We start from the raw sequence: 17,011 nt of genomic DNA, 5'->3' as shown, positions 1-17,011 counted from the left end.
GCTCGTCGCAGGCATGTCCGAGCCCGCTGATTCGCTCGCAAAGCTCGCTCATGCCCGCTCCTCGCTCCGCTCGTCGCAGGCATGTCCGAGCCCGCTGATTCGCTCGCAAAGCTCGCTCATGCTTGCTCCACCCTCGTCTGTTCTGCCAGGCCGGCGGGGGCCTCGCCCTGGCGGACGACCTCCCACATGCGGCGGCGCAGTTGCGCCCACCGGCCGGCCGGGCCGCGATCACGGCCGTCGACGCGTACCCCGGCGACTTCGGTGCCGGCGTGGCGCGCCGCTTCGACCGCGGCCTGTGGCAGCGACCGTACCCCGTCCACGGCGGTTCGTGCGCCCGCTTCCACCCGCTGCGGCCCGGCCGGGCTGCGCAGCGCGGCCACCACGGTCGGCAGCAGCACCGACGCGGCCAGCGCGTAGCCCTCGGCGGACGGGTGGAAGCGGTCCCGGGCGAACAGCCGGTGCGGCTGCGCGGAGAAGGTAGGTCCGAGCAGCTCGCCCAGGGACACCGTGCGCCCCCCGGCCTCCACCACGGCGACGGTCTGCGCCGCGGCGAGCTGGCGGCTCCAGCTGCGGGCCAGCCAGCGCAGCGGCGGCCGGATCGGCTGCACGGCGCCGAGGTCGGGGCAGGTGCCCACGACGACGGTGGCGCCGGCCTCGCGCAGCCGCCGCACCGAGTCGGCGAGGTGGCGTACGGAGGCGGCCTGCCCGGCCCGGTGCGTGATGTCGTTGGCTCCGATCAGGATCACGGCCAGGTCGGGGTTCAGCTCCAAGGCCTCTTCCACCTGGTGCGTCAGCATTCCCGAGGTCGCCCCGACCACGGCCAGGCTGTGCAGGCGCACCGGCCTTTCCAGACGGCGGGACAGTCCGGTGGCGATCAGCGCGGCCGGGGTCTGCCGGGCCCGCAGCGCGCCGAACCCGGCCGCCGAGGAGTCGCCCAGCATGGCCATGTGCACCGGCTCGCCGCCGAACCGGCCGCCGTACAGGCCGTCCGAGCGCGGCGGCGGGGCCTGCGCGATGGGGATGGTGCGCCGGGCCGCCTCGACCTGGCCGAGCAGCACGCCGACGGTGGCCAGGCCGAGCCCGGCCAGCGCGCCGCCGCCGTAGACGGCCAGCCGCGCCAGATCCCTGCCGCGACGGTGTGCCGCAGTAGCCCCTTGCGCAGTACGCTCGCTCATAGTGAACCCGCCTCACTCGGGAGACCCGTCGGGGAATCCTCTCTGAGGCTCCTACGTACCCAGCGGATCGTCGGCTGGTAACGCTCGCTCATGCGAGAAAGGTAGCGCTCTTCGGTTGCGCTCGGATGGAGGCGAGATGGGACGCACATTGCGTCGTACCGCGGCGTTCACGGCGCTGTGGAAGGCACTCATCACGGGTAACGGCAGCAACGCCAGCTTGGCGGACCGGCTGGGCGCGATGCCGCGCATGGTGCTGGCCACGCTGCGCGGCAAGTACGACGGCCTCGGCCGGATCATGGCGATCACGGCGGCCACCCTGTATGTGGTGTCCCCGGTCGACATGGTCCCGGAGGCGTTCCTCCTGGTGCTCGGGCTCGCCGATGACGTGATCATCGTCAGCTGGATCGCCGGGGCGCTGATCAGCGAGACCGACCGGTTCCTGATGTGGGAGAACGGCGTCAAGACGCCCGTCGGCGGTCCGATCATCGACGGCGACGTCGCTTAACGGGGATTCAACCCCGGTCTACGCTTGACGCGTGCGCTACTACGAGAACGTCGTCGAGCTGATCGGTAACACCCCGCTGGTCAAGCTCCGGAATGTCACCGACCCGGGCGGCCCCACCGTGCTCGCCAAAGTCGAATACCTGAATCCGGGCGGCTCCGTCAAGGACCGGATCGCGGTGCGGATGGTCGAGGCGGCCGAGCGGGACGGCCTGCTCAAGCCCGGTGGCACCATCGTCGAGCCGACCAGCGGCAACACCGGGGTCGGGCTGGCGCTGGTCGCCCAGCTCAAGGGGTACAAGTGCGTCTTCGTGTGCCCCGACAAGGTCAGCGAGGACAAGCAGAACGTGCTGCGGGCGTACGGCGCCGAGGTCGTGGTCTGCCCGACCGCGGTCGCGCCCGAGGACCCGCGCTCCTACTACAACGTCTCGGACCGGCTGGCCCGGGAGATCCCCGGCGCGTGGAAGCCGAACCAGTACTCGAACCCGAACAACCCGCTGTCGCACTACGAGCAGACCGGGCCGGAGCTGTGGGAGCAGACCGACGGCCGGATCACGCACTTCGTGGCGGGCGTGGGCACCGGCGGCACGATCAGCGGCATCGGGCGCTACCTCAAGGAGGTCTCCCAGGGCCGCGTGAAGATCATCGGCGCGGACCCGGAGGGCTCGGTCTACTCCGGCGGCACCGGCCGGCCGTACCTGGTCGAGGGCGTCGGCGAGGACTTCTGGCCGGAGACCTACGACCGGACCGTCTGCGACGAGATCGTCGAGGTCACCGACAAGGAGTCGTTCGCGATGACCCGGCGGCTGGCCCGCGAGGAGGGCCTGCTGGTCGGCGGCTCGTGCGGGATGGCCGCGGTGGCGGCGCTGAAGGTCGCCGCGCAGGCCGGGCCGGACGACGTGGTCGTGGTGCTGCTGCCCGACGGCGGGCGCGGCTACCTGTCGAAGCTGTTCAACGACGACTGGATGGCCCGCTACGGCTTCCTGCGCACCGACGAGCACGGCGCGACCGTCGCCGACATCCTCGCCGCGAAGTCGCACAGCAAGGGCGCGCTGCCGGAGCTGATCCACGTGCACCCCACCGAGACCGTGCGCGACGCGATCGACATCATGCGCGAGTACGGCGTCTCCCAGCTGCCGGTGCTGAAGGCCGAGCCGCCGGTCGTCACCGGTGAGGTGGCCGGTGCGGTGGCCGAGAAGGACCTGCTGGACGCGCTGTTCACCGGGGCGGCCGCGCTGCACGACCCGCTGGACCGGCACGTCGGCCCGGCGCTGCCGATGATCGGCGGTGGCCAGCCGGTCGCCGAGATCGTGGCGCTGCTGGAGAAGGCCGACGCCGCGATGGTGCTCATCGACGGCAAGCCCCACGGTGTGCTCACCCGCCAGGACCTGCTCGCCCAGCTGGGCTGATCTCGCCGCCCCGCCGACATCACCCGACTTGCCGGGTACTCGTGCGCATCGATCGTCAAGATACGCACAGGTGCCCGGCGAGTCGGCGGCCCGCGGCATGCGGTCGTGTCGGTGTGTCGGGGATGCCACATTCACGATCGGCGTGCGGCGGGGGGCTACCCTCCGGTCATGCGGAGGCCGAGCGCGCTGAGCCGCTGGGTACGCCGGACGGATGCCGGCGCGCCGGGCCGAGCCGTGCTCGCGCTGCTCGTCACGCTGCCGCTGGCGCTCACCGCCGGTGCGGCCGCGCCGGTCCCGGACCCCGCCGAACTCGAACGGTCGGCGGCGCTGGCTGTCTGCATGCCGAACGTCGACCTGCGCGACCCCGGCGGCGGCCCGCTGGTCCCGCCGCTGGCCCGCGGTTCCCGGGTGCTGGTCTACCTGCGCCAGGACCGGACCAACGTGCTCACCATGCGCTCGGGCGACCTCAACCGGATCGCCGAGCTCATCCTCGCCACCTCGCCGATCGAGTCCGCGCCGCTGCTGGTCAACGTCGACACCCGGCTCGTCGACGACCGGGTGATCTGGGCGGTGCCCCGGGTGACCGCCCTCGGCGGCGGACCCGTCGACAGCGTCGTGTGGCACTTCCCGACCGCCGCGCGCCTCGTGCTGACCGGCCCCCCGGCTCCCGGCGTGATCTTCGCGCCGTACGCCGAGGTGCTCGCCCCGCCGAGCCCGCCCCCTTCGCCCAGCCCGTCGCCGAGCCCGTCCGCCGTGCCGAGCCTGTCGCCCGCCGGGTCGCCGCCCGCCGGCTCGCCGAGGCCGTCCGGCCTGCCGTCCGCCGCGCCGGGGCTGCCGCCCGTGGCGGCCCGTCCCGCCGCGCTGGGGGTGACCGGCGCTCCGCTGCTCCCGGACGGGCTGGACTGCGGCCCGGCGCCGTCCCCCTCGCCGAGCCCTTCCGCCGCGGAGACCAGCCCCGTAGCCGGGCCGGGCGGTCCCGGGCCGGACGGCACCGCGTCGGCGGAGCCCTCGGCGAAGGCGGCGGGGGAGCGGTTGATGGCGCTGGCGTCACGCCCTGTGACGTGGTTCGGGGTCGCCGGGATACTCGTGGGACTGGCCCTGCTTATCTCAGTAATCGCTGGTAACCGGGCACGCCGCCGGTTCCGTTAGCCCGTTTCGGCGGCAGTCGCACAGCCTGTGCGACTGCACTGCCTTCCGTGAGTGTTGACTAAGCGTACGGAAGCGGCAGTGCTACCGAGGGGAGCGTGGAACGTGGTCACCGTCGACCATGCACCACCCACCGAGACCAGCCACAGGGAACCCTCCGACATAACCGACCACCTGCTGTGGCGCGACGCGCAGCAGATGCTGGGCCGGCATGACAGACCTGATGACGACCAGCTGTGCAACTGGTGCGGTCGACACTGGCCGTGCCCGCCACGAAGGCTCGCCGAGCGTGCGCAAGCCGCGGCCAGCCGGCACTGGCGGGAGGCCTGGACCGTGCGACACGACCTCAACGGGATGCGCTCGCTACCCGCCTGGCGGGCCGACCTTGGCGAGCGGGGCGGCTCCATCATGCGAAACGGCACCCGCAGGAGCCTCTTCGACTAGCCAGTAAAAGGGTGTTCCGATGGCCCCCTGCCGTCCCCCGGCGTGTGGTCCTCGGGCCCCGTCCCAGCGGCGACGCCGTTGCGCTCCGCCAGCGTAGGCGCGCCGCGTGCATCGGTGCGACTGAGCGGGTTTCGACATGCCTCCGTCGATTCCGCAACGCCTCCGGCCAGGCGTTCTCCCCAGTCGTGCAGATGCGTCAGTGGGCGAGGGTACGTGATCTCCGGTTCCCCGCAGTCCGGTCACGTACCCTCGCCCCGACCCGTCTAGGGCGAGAACTTCCAGATCAGCAGCAGGTAGCCGCCGCAGTAGGCGGAGACGGCCGCGAGCGTGCCCACGATGACGTACATCTTCGCCGGCTTCGTCCGGGCCAGCGCCCCCGCCACCGGCAGCAGCAGGGCGAACGCGGGCAGCAGGAAGCGCGCCTTGGCGTTGTAGAAACCCGAGCCGCCGAGCGAGACGGCGATCATGAGCGCGCTGAACATGAGCAGCTGCCAGGGCTGGCGGTCGATGACCGAGATCGCGAACAGCGCCAGGCTGACCAGCATGACCAGCGCCACCAGCAGGTAGTCGGGCACCTTCGCCTCGGCCAGCACCGAAGCGGTCATGCTCGCCGTGTACCGGCCGGCGTCCCAGCTCGATCCCCAGCCCTCGTGCTGGAGGTGGAACCAGCCGTCCAGCCGCCCGGTCCGGTTCGCGACCCAGCCCAGGTAGCCCAGCCAGCCCAGTGGCGCGACCAGCAGCGCGAACCAGGCCCGCCAGGAGCGGTCCTGCCGCCGCACGATCGCCACGAAGGCGGCCAGCACGACGACCGGGAAGAGCGCGGAGGCGGACGGCCGGGTGAGCCCGGCGAGCACGCTGAGCAGGGCCGCGGCCACCCACTGCCGGCGCAGGGTGGCCAGCAGCGTCCAGGCCGCGAACGCGGTGAACATGGCCTCGGTGTAGCCCATCGACTCGACGATCGCGTGCGGCAGCAGGCCCCAGACCGTGGCCAGCAGCACGCCGGTGCGCCGGTCGTGCAGGTGGTTGCCGATCGCGAACAGCCCCCAGGCCGCCACCAGCGCCATGACCCAGGTGAGCAGCACGCCGACGGTCGGCAGGCCGAACGGCAGGATCGCCCCGAGCCAGCGGGTGAGCGTCGGATGCAGGGGGAAGAACGCCATGGTGTTGGTGTGGATCTCGGCCGCGGACGGGTAGCCGTGGGTCGCGATCTCGACGTAATGCGCGGCGTCGGACCGGGTGCCCAGCAGGCCGACGGCGTCCTTGCCGGTCGCGTGGGCCCAGAGGAACAGCACGACCAGGCCGCTGGTACGGGCGGCGGCGTACGCCACGAGCGCGGGCCAGGCGGCGGCCAGCGACCGCCGGACCGCGCCCGGCCATCCCGCGGGGCGGATCTGGGCAGGCGCGCTCGGTGAGCTGATCTCGCTCAAGGGGGTGTCTCCGGGTTCAGCGCAGGGTGGGCGGGGGATCGCCGCGACGAGTTTAGGCCGTCGCGGTCAGCGGCGTGGTGGTATCGCGATCCGGGCGAGCTCCTCGGCGACCACGATCTCCCCGTCGAAGTGCGCCGCGGCCTCGTCGCCGAACACCGCCGCGTTCGGGTGGCGCTGGGAGAAGTGGGTGAGCACCAGCCGGCGTACGCCCGCCTCGGTGGCGATCCGGGCGGCCTGCGCCGCGGTGAGATGCCCGGCCTCGGCAGCCAGCTCCGCCTCCGTCTCCAGGAACGTCGACTCGATGACCAGCAGGTCGGCGCCCTCGGCCAGCCGAATCGCGGCCTCGCACCAGCCGGTGTCCATCACGAAGGCCGCCACCTGCCCGGGCCGGGGCTCGCTGACCTCGTCCAGGCTGACCAGGCGGCCGTCGGCCACCACCGTGCCGGCCCGCTGCAGCACGCCGACGTCGGGGCCGCGTACGCCGAGCGCGGCCAGCCGCTCCGGCAGCATCCGGCGGCCGTCCGGCTCGGCCAGACGGTAGCCGAACGACTCGACCGGGTGCCGCAGCCGCCGCGCGCTGAGCGTGCCGAACGGGCCGGTGGCCAGCACGCCGTCCTCGTCGACCGGGCACTCGACGATCCGGGCCTGGTCGTGGAAGTGGCTGGCGTGGCGCAGCCGCTGCAGGAAGTCGGCGCCGGAGCCGGGGAAGTGGATCGGCACCTCGTGCGGCACCCGGTCCAGCGACAGCCGCTGCACGATGCCCGGCAGGCCGAGGCAGTGGTCGCCGTGGAAGTGCGTGACGCAGATCCGGGTGATGTCGCTCGCCGCGGCCCCGGCCAGCAGCAGCTGCCGCTGGGCCCCCTCGCCGGGATCGAACAGGAAACCCTGGTCGTCCCAGCGCAGCAGGTAGCCGTTGTGGGCGCGCTGGCGGGTGGGCACCTGGCTGGCCGTGCCGAGCACGATCAGTTCCCGGCTCACGGACGCCCCCACATGGAGATCGTCTTCACCGGGCGAGGGTACCGCGCCGGATCCGCCCAGCGTTCTTCCAGCGAGCGCCGAGGCAACGCCGACGCCGGCTGCCTAACGTCGCCGGCACAGGACACGAGCTGCAGGGGGACGAGGCGATGGGACACGACCACGAGGGCCGGCGGGTGAGCCGCCGGTCGATCTTCGCGGGGATCAGCGCGATCGGGCTGGGCAGCCTGCTGACCGCATGCGGGGACGGCACGCCGGCAACCACGACCAGCGGCGAGGCGGTGTCGCCGGACGCGACGACGTCGGCGGACCTGACCGGCCTGTTCACGGACGTCAACACGTGCAGGCTGTCGCCGTCCACCACGCAGGGGCCGTACTACTTCGACGCGGACAAGATCCGTAGCGACATCCGGGAGGACCGGGCGGGCACCCGGCTCCGCGTGGTGCTGAAGGTCCAGGACAGCGAGCAGTGCAAGCCGCTCCCCAACGCGGTGGTGGAGATCTGGCACTGCGACGCGGCAGGCCTGTACAGCGGCGCGGAGTCGCTCTCCTCGGGCGGCGGCGGCCAGCCCGGCGGCGGGCCCGGCGGCACTCCGCCGAGCGGTGCGCCCGGCGGCGGTCCGGGCGGCACTCCGCCCAGCGGTGCGCCCGGTGGCAACCCGCCCGGTGGCGCGAACGGCGGCGGCGCCGACGACGGCATGGCCGACCTGCAGCCGGTGGACGACAAGCGCTACCTGCGCGGCGCGCAGGTCACCAACGGCGACGGCATCGTCGAGTTCACCACCGTCTGGCCCGGCTGGTATCGCGGCCGCACCGTGCACATCCACGCGATGGTGCACGTCAGCAACTCCCGGGTGCTGACCACCCAGCTGATGTTCGACGAGGCGCTCAACACCGAGGTGTTCGCAGCCGCGCCGTACGCGGCGCACACCGGGCGGGACACCTTCAACGACGGCGACAGCATCTTCCAGGACAGCATGCTGATGAAGGTCACCCAGGACGGCGACGGCTACCTCGCGGTGCTGGCGCTGGCCGCCGACTCGGACACCGACGGCAGCTGACCCGGGGCGGTCACGGGATCGGGCGGGCGTAGCGCACGACCGGCACGGCTGCCGAGCCGATCGGGGTGGTGCGGGTGACGCCGTCGGCGGCCCAGCCGCCCCGCTCGTAGAAGCCGCGCGCCCGGGTGTTGTCGCTGACCACGTACAGCAGCGCCCGGTGGCAGCCGAGGGCGGCGAACTCGGCCAGGCAGGTGTCCATCAGGGCGAGCCCGACGCCCGAGCCGATCGCGTCCCGGCGGACGTGGATCGCGTTGAGCACGCCGGTGCCCGCCGGGGCCTGTTCCTCGGCCCCGGCGGGACCGAGGTAGCAGAACCCGATCACGGTGCCGTCCCGTTCGGCGAGGTGCAGGCGGTGCGTGCCCGCCTCGGCGGCATACCGCCGCGCCCACTTGTCCTGCTGCTCCGCGACGGTGATCCCGGCCAGCTCCCGCGGTGTGAGCAGTTCCCGGTACGCCGACCGGCGGCTCAGCGCGTGCAGCTCGCCGATCGCGGCCACGTCCTCGGGCGTGCCGCCCCGGCGGATCGTCAGCGTCATGCCCGGCACGCTACCGCCCGACCTGCACGCCGACCGGACGGCCGAGCGCTTCCGGAAATGACGGACCCAGGTTGCGAAAGTTTCGGAACCGCGATGCGGCCTCCGAATTCGACATCGTGGGTGACAAAGTGCGCCCTAACCCTTGTCCTGAGGCCGGATCCGGGTGTTAGGGTGCGTTGGCTGATCCCTCAGCGGTGAGGTTCGAATACCGGAAACTACCGGAAGTGCAGTCATTCCGGGTGGAAGACAGGCAGGGCGATGTCGACCCACAAGGACGCCGCCGTCGCGGCCGCAGCCGACCTCGAACCCGACGAGCAGCCCTGGCGGGACCCGGCGCTGCCGGTCGAGCGGCGCGTCGACGACCTGATCCGGCGGATGACCCCGGCCGAGAGGATCGCCCAGCTCTACAGCGTGTGGCCCGGGGCCGGTTCGGACGGTGACGACGTCGCGCCCTACCAGCAGGACATGGTCGAGGACGGCTTCGACTGGCAGACCCTGATCGCCGCCGGGCTCGGGCAGCTGACCCGCCCGTTCGGCACCGCCCCGGTCAGCCCCGCCGAGGGCATGGCCCGGCTGGCCGGGCTGCAGGAGGCGATCGTCGCGTCCGGACGCTTCGGAATCCCGGCGCTGGTGCACGAGGAGTGCCTGACCGGGTTCACCACGCACGGCGCGACCATCTTCCCGACCGCGCTGGCCTGGGGCGCGGCCTTCGACCCCGGGCTCGTCGAGCGGGTGGCCGCCGCGATCGGCCAGGGCATGCGCGCGGTCGGCGTGCACCAGGGCCTCGCGCCGGTACTCGACGTCTCCCGCGACCCCCGGTGGGGGCGCACCGAGGAGACCATCGGCGAGGACCCCTACCTGGTCGCCACGATCGGCACCGCGTACGTGCGGGGGCTGGAGTCGGCCGGGATCGTGGCCACGCTCAAGCACTTCGCGGGCTATTCCGCCTCGCGGGCCGGGCGCAACTTCGGCCCCGTCGCGATGGGGCCGCGCGAGCTGGCCGACGTGATGCTGCCGCCGTTCGAGATGGCGCTGCGCGACGGCGGGGCGCGCTCGGTCATGCACTCGTACGCCGAGATCGACGGCGTGCCCGCCGCCGCGGACGGCAGGCTGCTCACCGACCTGCTGCGCGGCGCGTGGGGCTTCGACGGCACCGTGGTCGCCGACTACTTCGGCATCACCTTCCTGCACTCGCTGCACGGCGTCGCGGGCGACCTCACCGCCGCCGCGGGCCTCGCCCTGGCCGCCGGCGTCGACGTCGAGCTGCCGATCGTGCGCTGCTACGGGCGGCCGCTGGCCGACGCCGTGCAGGACGGCGCCATCCCGATGACGCTGGTGGACCGGGCGGTGCGCCGGGTGCTGCGGCAGAAGTGCGAACTCGGCCTGCTCGACCCGGGCTGGACACCGCCGCGCCCGGATGCCGTCGATCTCGACCCGCCCGCGGCCCGGGACCTGGCCCGGCAGCTCGCGGAGCAGTCGGTGACGCTGCTGGCCAACGACGGCCTGCTGCCGCTGGCCCCGGCGGCCGCGATCGCCGTGGTCGGGCCGCTGGCCGACGACGCCGACGGCATGCTCGGCTGCTACACCTTCCCGCGCCACGTCGGGCTGCACCACCCCGGCCTGCCGCTCGGCGTGTCCATCCCCACGGTGCTCGAAGCGCTGCGCGCCGAGCTGCCGAAGGCGACGGTCACCCACGCCGTGGGCTGCGCCGTCGACGGCACCGACACCAGCGGCGTCGCGGCCGCCGTCGCGCTCGCCGAGCAGGCCGACGTGTGCGTCGTGGTGCTCGGCGACCGGGCCGGGCTGTTCGGCAAGGGCACCTCCGGCGAGGGCTGCGACGTCACCGAGCTGCGGCTGCCCGGAGCCCAGGAGCGGCTGCTCGGCGCGCTGCTGGACACGGGACGGCCGGTCGTCGCCGTGCTGCTCGCCGGACGCCCGTACGCGCTGGGTGCATGGGCGGATCGGCTGGCCGCGATCGTGCAGGCGTTCTTCCCGGGCCAGGAGGGCGGCCCCGCGGTGGCCGGGGTGCTGGCCGGGCGGGTCGAGCCGTCGGGGCGGCTGCCGGTCGGCGTGCCGCGCCACCCGGGCGGCCAGCCCGCGAACTACCTCGCGCCGCCGCTCGGCCACGCCACCGAGGTCAGCACCGTCGACCCGACGCCGCTGTTCCCGTTCGGCCACGGGCTGTCGTACACGAGCTTCGCCTGGGAGCCGCCCGCCGACGCCGGACCGGTGACCTGCCCGACCGACGGGGCGGCCACGGTCGCGCTGACCGTGCGCAACACCGGCGAGCGGGCCGGGACCGAGGTCGTGCAGCTCTACCTGCACGACCCGGTCGCCCAGGTCACCCGGCCGGTGCAGCGGCTGATCGGGTACACCCGGGTGGCGCTGGCACCGGGCGCGGCCCGGCGGGTGGAGTTCACCGTGCCCGCGGACCTGGCCGCGTACACCGGGCGCGACGGGCGGCGGCTCGTCGAACCGGGCGATGTGGAACTGCGGCTCGGCGCATCCAGCGCCGACATCAGGCACACCGTGCGGGTAAGGCTGACCGGCCCCGAGCGGTTCGTCGGCCACCAGCGCAGGATGACCTCCGAGGCGGCCGTCACCGATGCTCGGGCCTGACCGCTGGGGAAAGGTCATCCAGCTGTCCCTCCAGCTGGGCAACCAGGACCGCTACGAATGACCGCGCGGCGCGGTGGCCGTCCGGGGCGGCCGCCGCGTATCGCCGTTGCCCCCGGTCATGGCGGCTGCTACGTTCTGGCGCGATCAACGACCAGTCCTGGGGAGACCGTCATGGTGCTGCACCGCGCCCGGCCGCCGTATCTCGGCCTGGCCTTCTTCTTTCTCGCCGGGCTCTTCGTCATCTGGAGCTCGATGAACGGCTGGGAGCTGCGGTTCCTGTTCATCCCGTTGGGCTCCGGCGCGCTGTTCGGCATCGGGCTGCTCTCGGTGCTCATCCCACTGGGAGTGCTGGCCTCCGCCTTCCGGCCCGCACCGGTGGTGCTCGACGCCTCCGGCCTGACCCTGCGTACGGCGGGCATCAAGCGCACGCTGCCGTGGCCGGCGGTGGACGCGCTGATCCTGGAGCCGTACGCCGGGGAGCACGCGAGCCGCACCGACGCCAGCGGGCCTATCGCACGCCTGGTCCTGGTGCCCGCAGCCGGTGTCGACCTGGGCGTGGCCGCGGACTACCGCAACATCGTCGACGGCCGGCCGTCGGTGATCCTCGTGTCGGTCCAGGCACTGCGCGCCTCCTCCACCGAGGTGGCCGGAGCGCTCGCCCACTACGCCGGGGCCAGGTTCATCGACGGCCTGATCCCCGGCCCGACCGGAACCCCCGCCTGAACAGAATCCGCTCACTCCGACTGGGCGGCGCGCTCATGTGGTTGATCGCCTGAGCACGCGCGCCCAGTCGGCGAAGTCCGCCCGTAGAGCAGCCAGTCGCTCCGGGCTCACCTGGTACTCGGCGAAGTCGGTGTCGGTGATCCGCTCCAACGACTGCAGCTCGAAGGCGGCGATCACCTCGTCGACGGCGCGGGTGAAGTCGGCCCGTTGCCGGGAGTCGGTGAAGAGGTCCACATCGCTGCTGAGGCGGTTTCCCATGCCGTGCGCCTGAACCGCGTATCCGCCGGCCAGGGCGAACCCGTATCTGCCGGCGGAGGCGAGGGCTATCTTGGTGATCTCACGATGGCGGGCTTCCACGACCGGAGTTTATGCGGGTTCGGTCGATGTCCTGGCGGTGGCGAGTTCCGGAAAACGGTGTTCCCATGCCGTGCGAACCGGCGCGGGCAGCCAGATCGTCTCCCACAGCGATTTCAGCGCCGCCTCGTTGAGGTACCGATGCAGGTCGTCGGGCGTCGCCGCTTCATTGATCACGGTCCGGTAGAGATCCATGATCCGCCCCGGCTCGTCGAGGTCGTATCCCGCGCTGCCCGACCACTTCAGATGGCGGGGAAGCGCCACCACACCCGAGGTCGGACCGGCGAGCAGTTCGAGGCCGTCCGGCACCACGACGGGTTTGGCGTACCGTGCTCTCGCGCGAGAAGCCGCTCCGGCCACAGCCTCCACCTCCCACGGAAGCGTATCGCTTCGGCCCGTCATCAGCGCGCGCCACCGCCGCGCCCGAGGGGCACGACGGCGGCGTCCGGTTGATCGGAGACGCTCAGGCGTCGGTCTTCGCGACGCCGATCGGGCAGCTCATGCCGTTGGGGCCGATGCCGCAGTACCCGTCGGGGTTCTTCGCCAGGTACTGCTGGTGGTAGTCCTCGGCGAAGTAGTAGTCCCCGAGCATCGCGATCTCGGTGGTGATCTGGCCGTAGCCCTCGGCGGTCACCACCGGCTGGAACGCGTCGCGTGAGCCCTCGGCCTCCGTGAGCTGTTCCGGCGTGGTGGCGTAGATCGCCGACCGGTACTGGGTGCCGATGTCGTTGCCCTGGCGCATGCCCTGGGTCGGGTCGTGGTTCTCCCAGAACACCCGCAGGATCTCGGCGTACGAGATGATCTCGGGGTTGAAGACGATCTCCACGGCCTCGGTGTGCCCGGTGTAGCCGGAGCAGACCTCCTGGTAGGTCGGGTTCGGCGTGATGCCGCCGGCGTAGCCGACCGAGGTCGAGTAGACGCCGTCGAGCTTCCAGAAGAGGCGCTCGGCGCCCCAGAAGCAGCCCATGGCCACGACGGCTACCTGCATGCCCTTGGGCCAGGGGCCGGTCAGCGGCGTGCCCAGCACGTAGTGCTCGGCCGGCGGCGTGATCGAGGTGTCCCGGCCGGGCAGGGCCTCGGCGGCGTTGACGACATCGAGCTTCTTGTGGCGAAGGAACATGTCTCCAGTGTCCTCCTCTACGCTGGGGGAATGTCTTACGGGTTTGAAACGCTCGCCATCCACGCGGGCCAGGAGCCGGACGAGCGCACCGGCGCGGTGATCCCGCCGATCTTCCAGACATCGACCTACAAGCAGGACGCGGTCGGCTCGCCACGGCTGGGTTACGAGTACTCCCGGTCCGGCAACCCGACCCGCGACGCGCTGCAGGAGTGCCTGGCGGCGTTGGAGGGCGGTTCGCGCGGGCTCGCGTTCGCCAGCGGCCTGGCCGCCGAGGACACGCTCATCCGCACCGTGTGCAAGCCCGGCGACCACGTGATCATTCCCGATGACGCGTACGGCGGCACGTTCCGCCTGTTCGCGAAGGTCGCCGAGCGCTGGGGCCTGTCCTGGACGGCGGCCCGGATCTCGAACGTCGACGACGTGCGGGCCAAGGTGACCCCGAACACGAAGATGATCTGGGTGGAGACGCCCACCAACCCGCTGCTCGGCATCGCCGACATCGCGGGCCTGGCGGCGGTGGCGCGGGACGCGCACGCGCTGCTGGTGGTCGACAACACCTTCGCCAGCCCGTACCTGCAGCAGCCGCTCGCGCTCGGGGCGGACGTGGTGGTCCACTCGACCACGAAGTACGTGGGCGGGCACTCGGACGTGGTCGGCGGCGCGCTGGTGCTCAACGACCTGGCGCTGGCCGACGCGCTGAAGTTCCACCAGAACGCGATGGGCGCGGTCAACGGCCCGTTCGACGCCTGGCTGACGCTGCGCGGGGTGAAGACTCTGGCCGTGCGCATGGAGCGGCACTGCGACAACGCCGAGAAGGTGGCCGAGTTCCTGACCCGGCACCCGAAGGTGAAGCAGGTGCTCTACCCGGGCCTGCCCGAGCACCCCGGCCACGAGCTGGCCACCAAGCAGATGCGCCGGTACGGCGGCATGATCAGCTTCCGGATGGGCGACCCCGAGGCCGCCGAGCGGGTGTGCAACACGACGAAGGTGTTCACCCTGGCGGAGTCGCTGGGCGGCATCGAGTCGCTGATCGAGCACCCCGGGAAGATGACGCACGCCAGCGTCGCGGGCTCCGAGCTGGAGGTCCCCGCCGACCTCATCCGCCTCTCGGTCGGCATCGAGACCATCGACGACCTGCTCGCCGATCTCGCCACCGCGCTCGGCTGATCGCGCCCCAGCGCAGAAGGACAAGATCGCTGTTTCGGGTCAGAACCTCCGGTTGAACCGCAGGTCTTGACCCGAAACAGCGATCTTTCTTGTTCGGGCCGAGGTTGAGGGGGTCAGACGGGGCGGCCGGGTGGGAGGATGCGGTCGGCCTCGATCGAGTAGCTGTCGCCATAGATGCGAAGTTTGTCGCCTTTGCAGGTGTAGCGGTCGGGGGTGATCGTGGTGCTGAGGTTCTCGCGGTCGCGGACGCTGCCGTTGACCTTCCACGTGGTGGTGCCCGTGGCGGACGCGTTGCTGTAGCTGATCATCTCTTCGTCGGCCTCGTAGTTCAGGCGCGTGGTGCCGTTGTGGATCACCTCGTACCGGTCGCCGTTGCGGGTGCCCTTGCGGGTGACCTTGTCCACGGTTACCAGAGTGCCGTCCGCGCCGTAGCTCAGCAGCGTGCCCGCCCCGGTGAGCTGCACGGTCACCCCGAAGATCTCGGCGCTGGACGTGTACGACGTCTCCCGCCACTGTCCGATCAGGCATCGCGCGGGCGACATCGGTGTCGGGGACGGCAGCACGGCGACCGGACTCGGCGACGGCGAGGTCGACGGCGACGGCAACGGGCCGGGAGCGCGCCGGGCCAGCAGATATGCCGCCGCGGCCCCGCCGAGGCACACCACGAGCACGACGACGAGCAGGACCACGCCGACCACGATCGGCACGGTCCAATCACGACCACGCTGTTCCGGCTGCATCAGCCCAGCATCGCCAACGAAATCCGTCGCGGCAAGGCTCCAGTTGCTCACGTCGCGTCACGGCACTCCATACTGGAGCCCCGGTTTTCTGGCTCACGACGTGGTGGAGGAAAGACATGGCGGACACCTGGGTCGGCGCCACCGCCAAGCAGATCGCGCGAGCCGTGCGGCGCGGTGACACGTCGGCGACGCAGGTCGTGGCCGATCACCTCGACTACCTGACCGGAGCCGACCCGGTCGTGGCGGCGTTCCGCACGGTGCGGGCCGCGGAGGCGGCCGCCGAGGCGGAGAAGGTCGACGACCAGAGTGACATGGCCAACCTGCCGCTGGCCGGGGTGCCGATCGCGGTCAAGGAGAACACCCCGGTCGCGGGGCTGCCGACGTGGCACGGGTCCGCGGGCGCGCGCCAGGCCGTGGCCGAGCAGGACCATGAGCTGGTACGCAGGCTGCGCGGCGCGGGCGCGGTGGTCATCGGCACGACCCGGATGCCCGAGCTGGGACTGTGGGGCGTGACCGACGACGACAGCGCGGTGACCCGCAATCCGTGGGCGCTCGACCGCACCCCCGGCGGCTCCTCCGGCGGCTCGGCCGCGGCGGTCGCGGCGGGGCTGGTGCCGATCGCGCACGCCAACGACGGGCTGGGCTCGATCCGCATCCCGGCGGCCTGCTGCGGCCTGATCGGGCTCAAGCCCGGCCGGGGCGTGCTGCCGGTGAACCTGGGCGCGGACGACTGGTTCGGCCTGGTCGAGCACGGCATGCTGGCCACCACGGTCGCCGACGCGGCGCTGGGCTTCGCGGTGCTGGCCGGGCGTACGCCGCAGCCGCTGAGCCAGCCGGGCCGGCTGCGCATCGCGGTGTCGCTGAAGTCCCCGGTCGCCGGGGCGAGCGCCGACGAGGCCAACCGGGCCGCGGTCGCCACCGCGACGCGCCTGCTGGGCGAGTGCGGCCACGACACGCTGACCGCTGACCCGGCGTACTCCACCTCGCTGGGGCTGCGCGGCATGGCGACCTGGTTCGCCGCGGCGTACCGCGACGTCGAGGCGGCCGGCCTCGACCGCTCCAAGCTGCAGAAACGCACCCGGCGGCACGTCGCGATGGGCGGCTGGGCCTGGCGGCGCGGCCTGGTGCGCGAGCAGGACCGCACCGGATTCCGCGACCGCTGCCTGGAATTCTTCGCCACCCACGGGGTGGACCTGCTGCTCACACCGGTGCTGGCCGGTCCGCCGCTGAAGGCCGGCGACTGGCACCGCCGCGGCTGGCTGACCAACGTGGTGGCCAACGTGCGCAACGCGCCGTTCGCCGCCCCGTGGAACATCACCGGCTTCCCCGCGATGACCCTGCCCGTCGGCGTCCGCCCCGACGGCCTGCCCGCCGCCGTGCAACTGGTCGGCCCTCCCGGCACCGAACTGCTTCTCCTGGCGGTCGCCGGCCAGATCGAACTGGCCGCCCCCTGGCGCCGCCATGCCCCCGGCTTCCCCCGCCCCAACTGAGAGGAAGGGCATCGTCGGCTCGCGTCAGCGAGACGAGCAGCAGCTCGGCACATCGCTATGCGTTGTAGAAGGTGCCCTTCCTACCTTTCTTGTACGGAACGTGACTGGCGTGGAACGGGGTAATC

17 protein-coding genes are annotated in these 17,011 nt (G+C 72.4%); 9 read left to right on the top strand and 8 right to left on the bottom strand.

Annotated elements, in window-relative coordinates:
- Positions 1–116: 116 nt before the first annotated feature.
- A complete protein-coding gene (locus Cco03nite_RS06445; protein WP_203689595.1) occupies positions 117–1,175 on the bottom strand; it encodes an SGNH/GDSL hydrolase family protein in 1,059 nt (352 codons plus the stop codon).
- Between the two features lie 136 nt (positions 1,176–1,311).
- Here Cco03nite_RS06445 and Cco03nite_RS06440 point away from each other — a divergent pair, with 136 nt between their 5' ends.
- The 4 genes from Cco03nite_RS06440 to Cco03nite_RS06425 all read left to right on the top strand — a co-directional run bounded on the left by Cco03nite_RS06440 (position 1,312) and on the right by Cco03nite_RS06425 (position 4,675).
- The gene (locus Cco03nite_RS06440; protein ID WP_203689593.1) at positions 1,312–1,680 is read left to right on the top strand and encodes a YkvA family protein; all 369 of its coding nucleotides are present in this window, start codon (positions 1,312–1,314) and stop codon (positions 1,678–1,680) included.
- A gap of 31 nt (positions 1,681–1,711) precedes the next feature.
- Positions 1,712–3,085, top strand: coding sequence for a cystathionine beta-synthase (locus tag Cco03nite_RS06435; protein WP_203689591.1), 1,374 nt, complete (start codon positions 1,712–1,714; stop codon positions 3,083–3,085).
- A 168-nt stretch (positions 3,086–3,253) separates the two neighbouring features.
- A complete protein-coding gene (locus Cco03nite_RS06430) occupies positions 3,254–4,234 on the top strand; it encodes a choice-of-anchor A family protein (protein ID WP_203689589.1) in 981 nt (326 codons plus the stop codon).
- 102 nt (positions 4,235–4,336) lie between these two features.
- Positions 4,337–4,675 carry a hypothetical protein gene (locus Cco03nite_RS06425; protein ID WP_203689582.1) on the top strand — a complete coding sequence of 113 codons (339 nt, stop codon included), beginning with the start codon at positions 4,337–4,339 and terminating at the stop codon, positions 4,673–4,675.
- Positions 4,676–4,938: 263 nt separating this feature from the next.
- Here Cco03nite_RS06425 and Cco03nite_RS06420 read toward each other — a convergent pair whose 3' ends face one another.
- The gene (locus Cco03nite_RS06420) at positions 4,939–6,102 is read right to left on the bottom strand and encodes an ArnT family glycosyltransferase (RefSeq protein WP_203689580.1); all 1,164 of its coding nucleotides are present in this window, start codon (positions 6,100–6,102) and stop codon (positions 4,939–4,941) included.
- A gap of 66 nt (positions 6,103–6,168) precedes the next feature.
- On the bottom strand, positions 6,169–7,080 hold the full coding sequence (locus Cco03nite_RS06415; protein WP_203689578.1) for a ribonuclease Z: 912 nt from the start codon (positions 7,078–7,080) through the stop codon (positions 6,169–6,171).
- Positions 7,081–7,226: 146 nt separating this feature from the next.
- Here Cco03nite_RS06415 and Cco03nite_RS06410 point away from each other — a divergent pair, with 146 nt between their 5' ends.
- The gene (locus Cco03nite_RS06410) at positions 7,227–8,138 is read left to right on the top strand and encodes a peptidase associated/transthyretin-like domain-containing protein (RefSeq protein ID WP_203689576.1); all 912 of its coding nucleotides are present in this window, start codon (positions 7,227–7,229) and stop codon (positions 8,136–8,138) included.
- Positions 8,139–8,148: 10 nt separating this feature from the next.
- Here Cco03nite_RS06410 and Cco03nite_RS06405 read toward each other — a convergent pair whose 3' ends face one another.
- Positions 8,149–8,673: a GNAT family N-acetyltransferase gene (locus Cco03nite_RS06405; protein ID WP_203689575.1), complete on the bottom strand. Its 525-nt coding sequence runs from the start codon at positions 8,671–8,673 to the stop codon at positions 8,149–8,151.
- A 258-nt stretch (positions 8,674–8,931) separates the two neighbouring features.
- On the opposite strand from Cco03nite_RS06405, the gene Cco03nite_RS06400 reads away from it, so the two are divergent.
- Positions 8,932–11,292, top strand: a complete 2,361-nt coding sequence (locus Cco03nite_RS06400) for a beta-xylosidase/alpha-l-arabinosidase (RefSeq protein WP_203689572.1) — start codon at positions 8,932–8,934, stop codon at positions 11,290–11,292.
- Positions 11,293–11,463: 171 nt separating this feature from the next.
- On the top strand, positions 11,464–12,015 hold the full coding sequence (locus tag Cco03nite_RS42210; protein ID WP_239167162.1) for a hypothetical protein: 552 nt from the start codon (positions 11,464–11,466) through the stop codon (positions 12,013–12,015).
- Between the two features lie 33 nt (positions 12,016–12,048).
- Here the strand turns inward: Cco03nite_RS42210 and Cco03nite_RS43125 are convergent, their stop codons facing one another.
- From Cco03nite_RS43125 to msrA, 3 genes are all read right to left on the bottom strand, one after another.
- Positions 12,049–12,372, bottom strand: coding sequence for a nucleotidyl transferase AbiEii/AbiGii toxin family protein (locus Cco03nite_RS43125; RefSeq protein ID WP_203689570.1), 324 nt, complete (start codon positions 12,370–12,372; stop codon positions 12,049–12,051).
- A gap of 9 nt (positions 12,373–12,381) precedes the next feature.
- A complete protein-coding gene (locus tag Cco03nite_RS06385) occupies positions 12,382–12,729 on the bottom strand; it encodes a hypothetical protein (protein WP_203689568.1) in 348 nt (115 codons plus the stop codon).
- A gap of 103 nt (positions 12,730–12,832) precedes the next feature.
- Positions 12,833–13,489 carry a peptide-methionine (S)-S-oxide reductase MsrA gene (msrA, locus tag Cco03nite_RS06380; RefSeq protein WP_203689566.1) on the bottom strand — a complete coding sequence of 219 codons (657 nt, stop codon included), beginning with the start codon at positions 13,487–13,489 and terminating at the stop codon, positions 12,833–12,835.
- Positions 13,490–13,519: 30 nt separating this feature from the next.
- Here msrA and Cco03nite_RS06375 point away from each other — a divergent pair, with 30 nt between their 5' ends.
- The gene (locus tag Cco03nite_RS06375; protein ID WP_203689564.1) at positions 13,520–14,656 is read left to right on the top strand and encodes a cystathionine gamma-synthase; all 1,137 of its coding nucleotides are present in this window, start codon (positions 13,520–13,522) and stop codon (positions 14,654–14,656) included.
- A gap of 113 nt (positions 14,657–14,769) precedes the next feature.
- Here the strand turns inward: Cco03nite_RS06375 and Cco03nite_RS06370 are convergent, their stop codons facing one another.
- Positions 14,770–15,396 (bottom strand): hypothetical protein, encoded by a 627-nt coding sequence (locus Cco03nite_RS06370; protein WP_203689562.1) that lies wholly within the window; start codon positions 15,394–15,396, stop codon positions 14,770–14,772.
- 116 nt (positions 15,397–15,512) lie between these two features.
- On the opposite strand from Cco03nite_RS06370, the gene Cco03nite_RS06365 reads away from it, so the two are divergent.
- A complete protein-coding gene (locus Cco03nite_RS06365; protein WP_203689560.1) occupies positions 15,513–16,886 on the top strand; it encodes an amidase in 1,374 nt (457 codons plus the stop codon).
- Positions 16,887–17,011 lie beyond the last annotated feature (125 nt).

The organism is Catellatospora coxensis, assembly GCF_016862635.1.
GTDB classification, from domain to species: domain Bacteria; phylum Actinomycetota; class Actinomycetes; order Mycobacteriales; family Micromonosporaceae; genus Catellatospora; species Catellatospora coxensis.
The sequence above is the reverse complement of the archived record's forward strand: the minus strand, read 5'-3'. Positions and strand labels throughout refer to the sequence as shown.

Coding starts and splice junctions, on each gene's coding strand:
- Cco03nite_RS06445 (WP_203689595.1), bottom strand. CDS start 1,175: ATGAGCGAGCGTACTGCGCAAGGGGCTACTGCGGCACACCGTCGCGGC.
- Cco03nite_RS06405 (WP_203689575.1), bottom strand. CDS start 8,673: ATGACGCTGACGATCCGCCGGGGCGGCACGCCCGAGGACGTGGCCGCG.
- msrA (WP_203689566.1), bottom strand. CDS start 13,489: ATGTTCCTTCGCCACAAGAAGCTCGATGTCGTCAACGCCGCCGAGGCC.
- Cco03nite_RS06365 (WP_203689560.1), top strand. CDS start 15,513: ATGGCGGACACCTGGGTCGGCGCCACCGCCAAGCAGATCGCGCGAGCC.
- Cco03nite_RS06440 (WP_203689593.1), top strand. CDS start 1,312: ATGGGACGCACATTGCGTCGTACCGCGGCGTTCACGGCGCTGTGGAAG.
- Cco03nite_RS06375 (WP_203689564.1), top strand. CDS start 13,520: ATGTCTTACGGGTTTGAAACGCTCGCCATCCACGCGGGCCAGGAGCCG.
- Cco03nite_RS06400 (WP_203689572.1), top strand. CDS start 8,932: ATGTCGACCCACAAGGACGCCGCCGTCGCGGCCGCAGCCGACCTCGAA.
- Cco03nite_RS06370 (WP_203689562.1), bottom strand. CDS start 15,396: ATGCAGCCGGAACAGCGTGGTCGTGATTGGACCGTGCCGATCGTGGTC.
- Cco03nite_RS42210 (WP_239167162.1), top strand. CDS start 11,464: ATGGTGCTGCACCGCGCCCGGCCGCCGTATCTCGGCCTGGCCTTCTTC.
- Cco03nite_RS06410 (WP_203689576.1), top strand. CDS start 7,227: ATGGGACACGACCACGAGGGCCGGCGGGTGAGCCGCCGGTCGATCTTC.
- Cco03nite_RS06430 (WP_203689589.1), top strand. CDS start 3,254: ATGCGGAGGCCGAGCGCGCTGAGCCGCTGGGTACGCCGGACGGATGCC.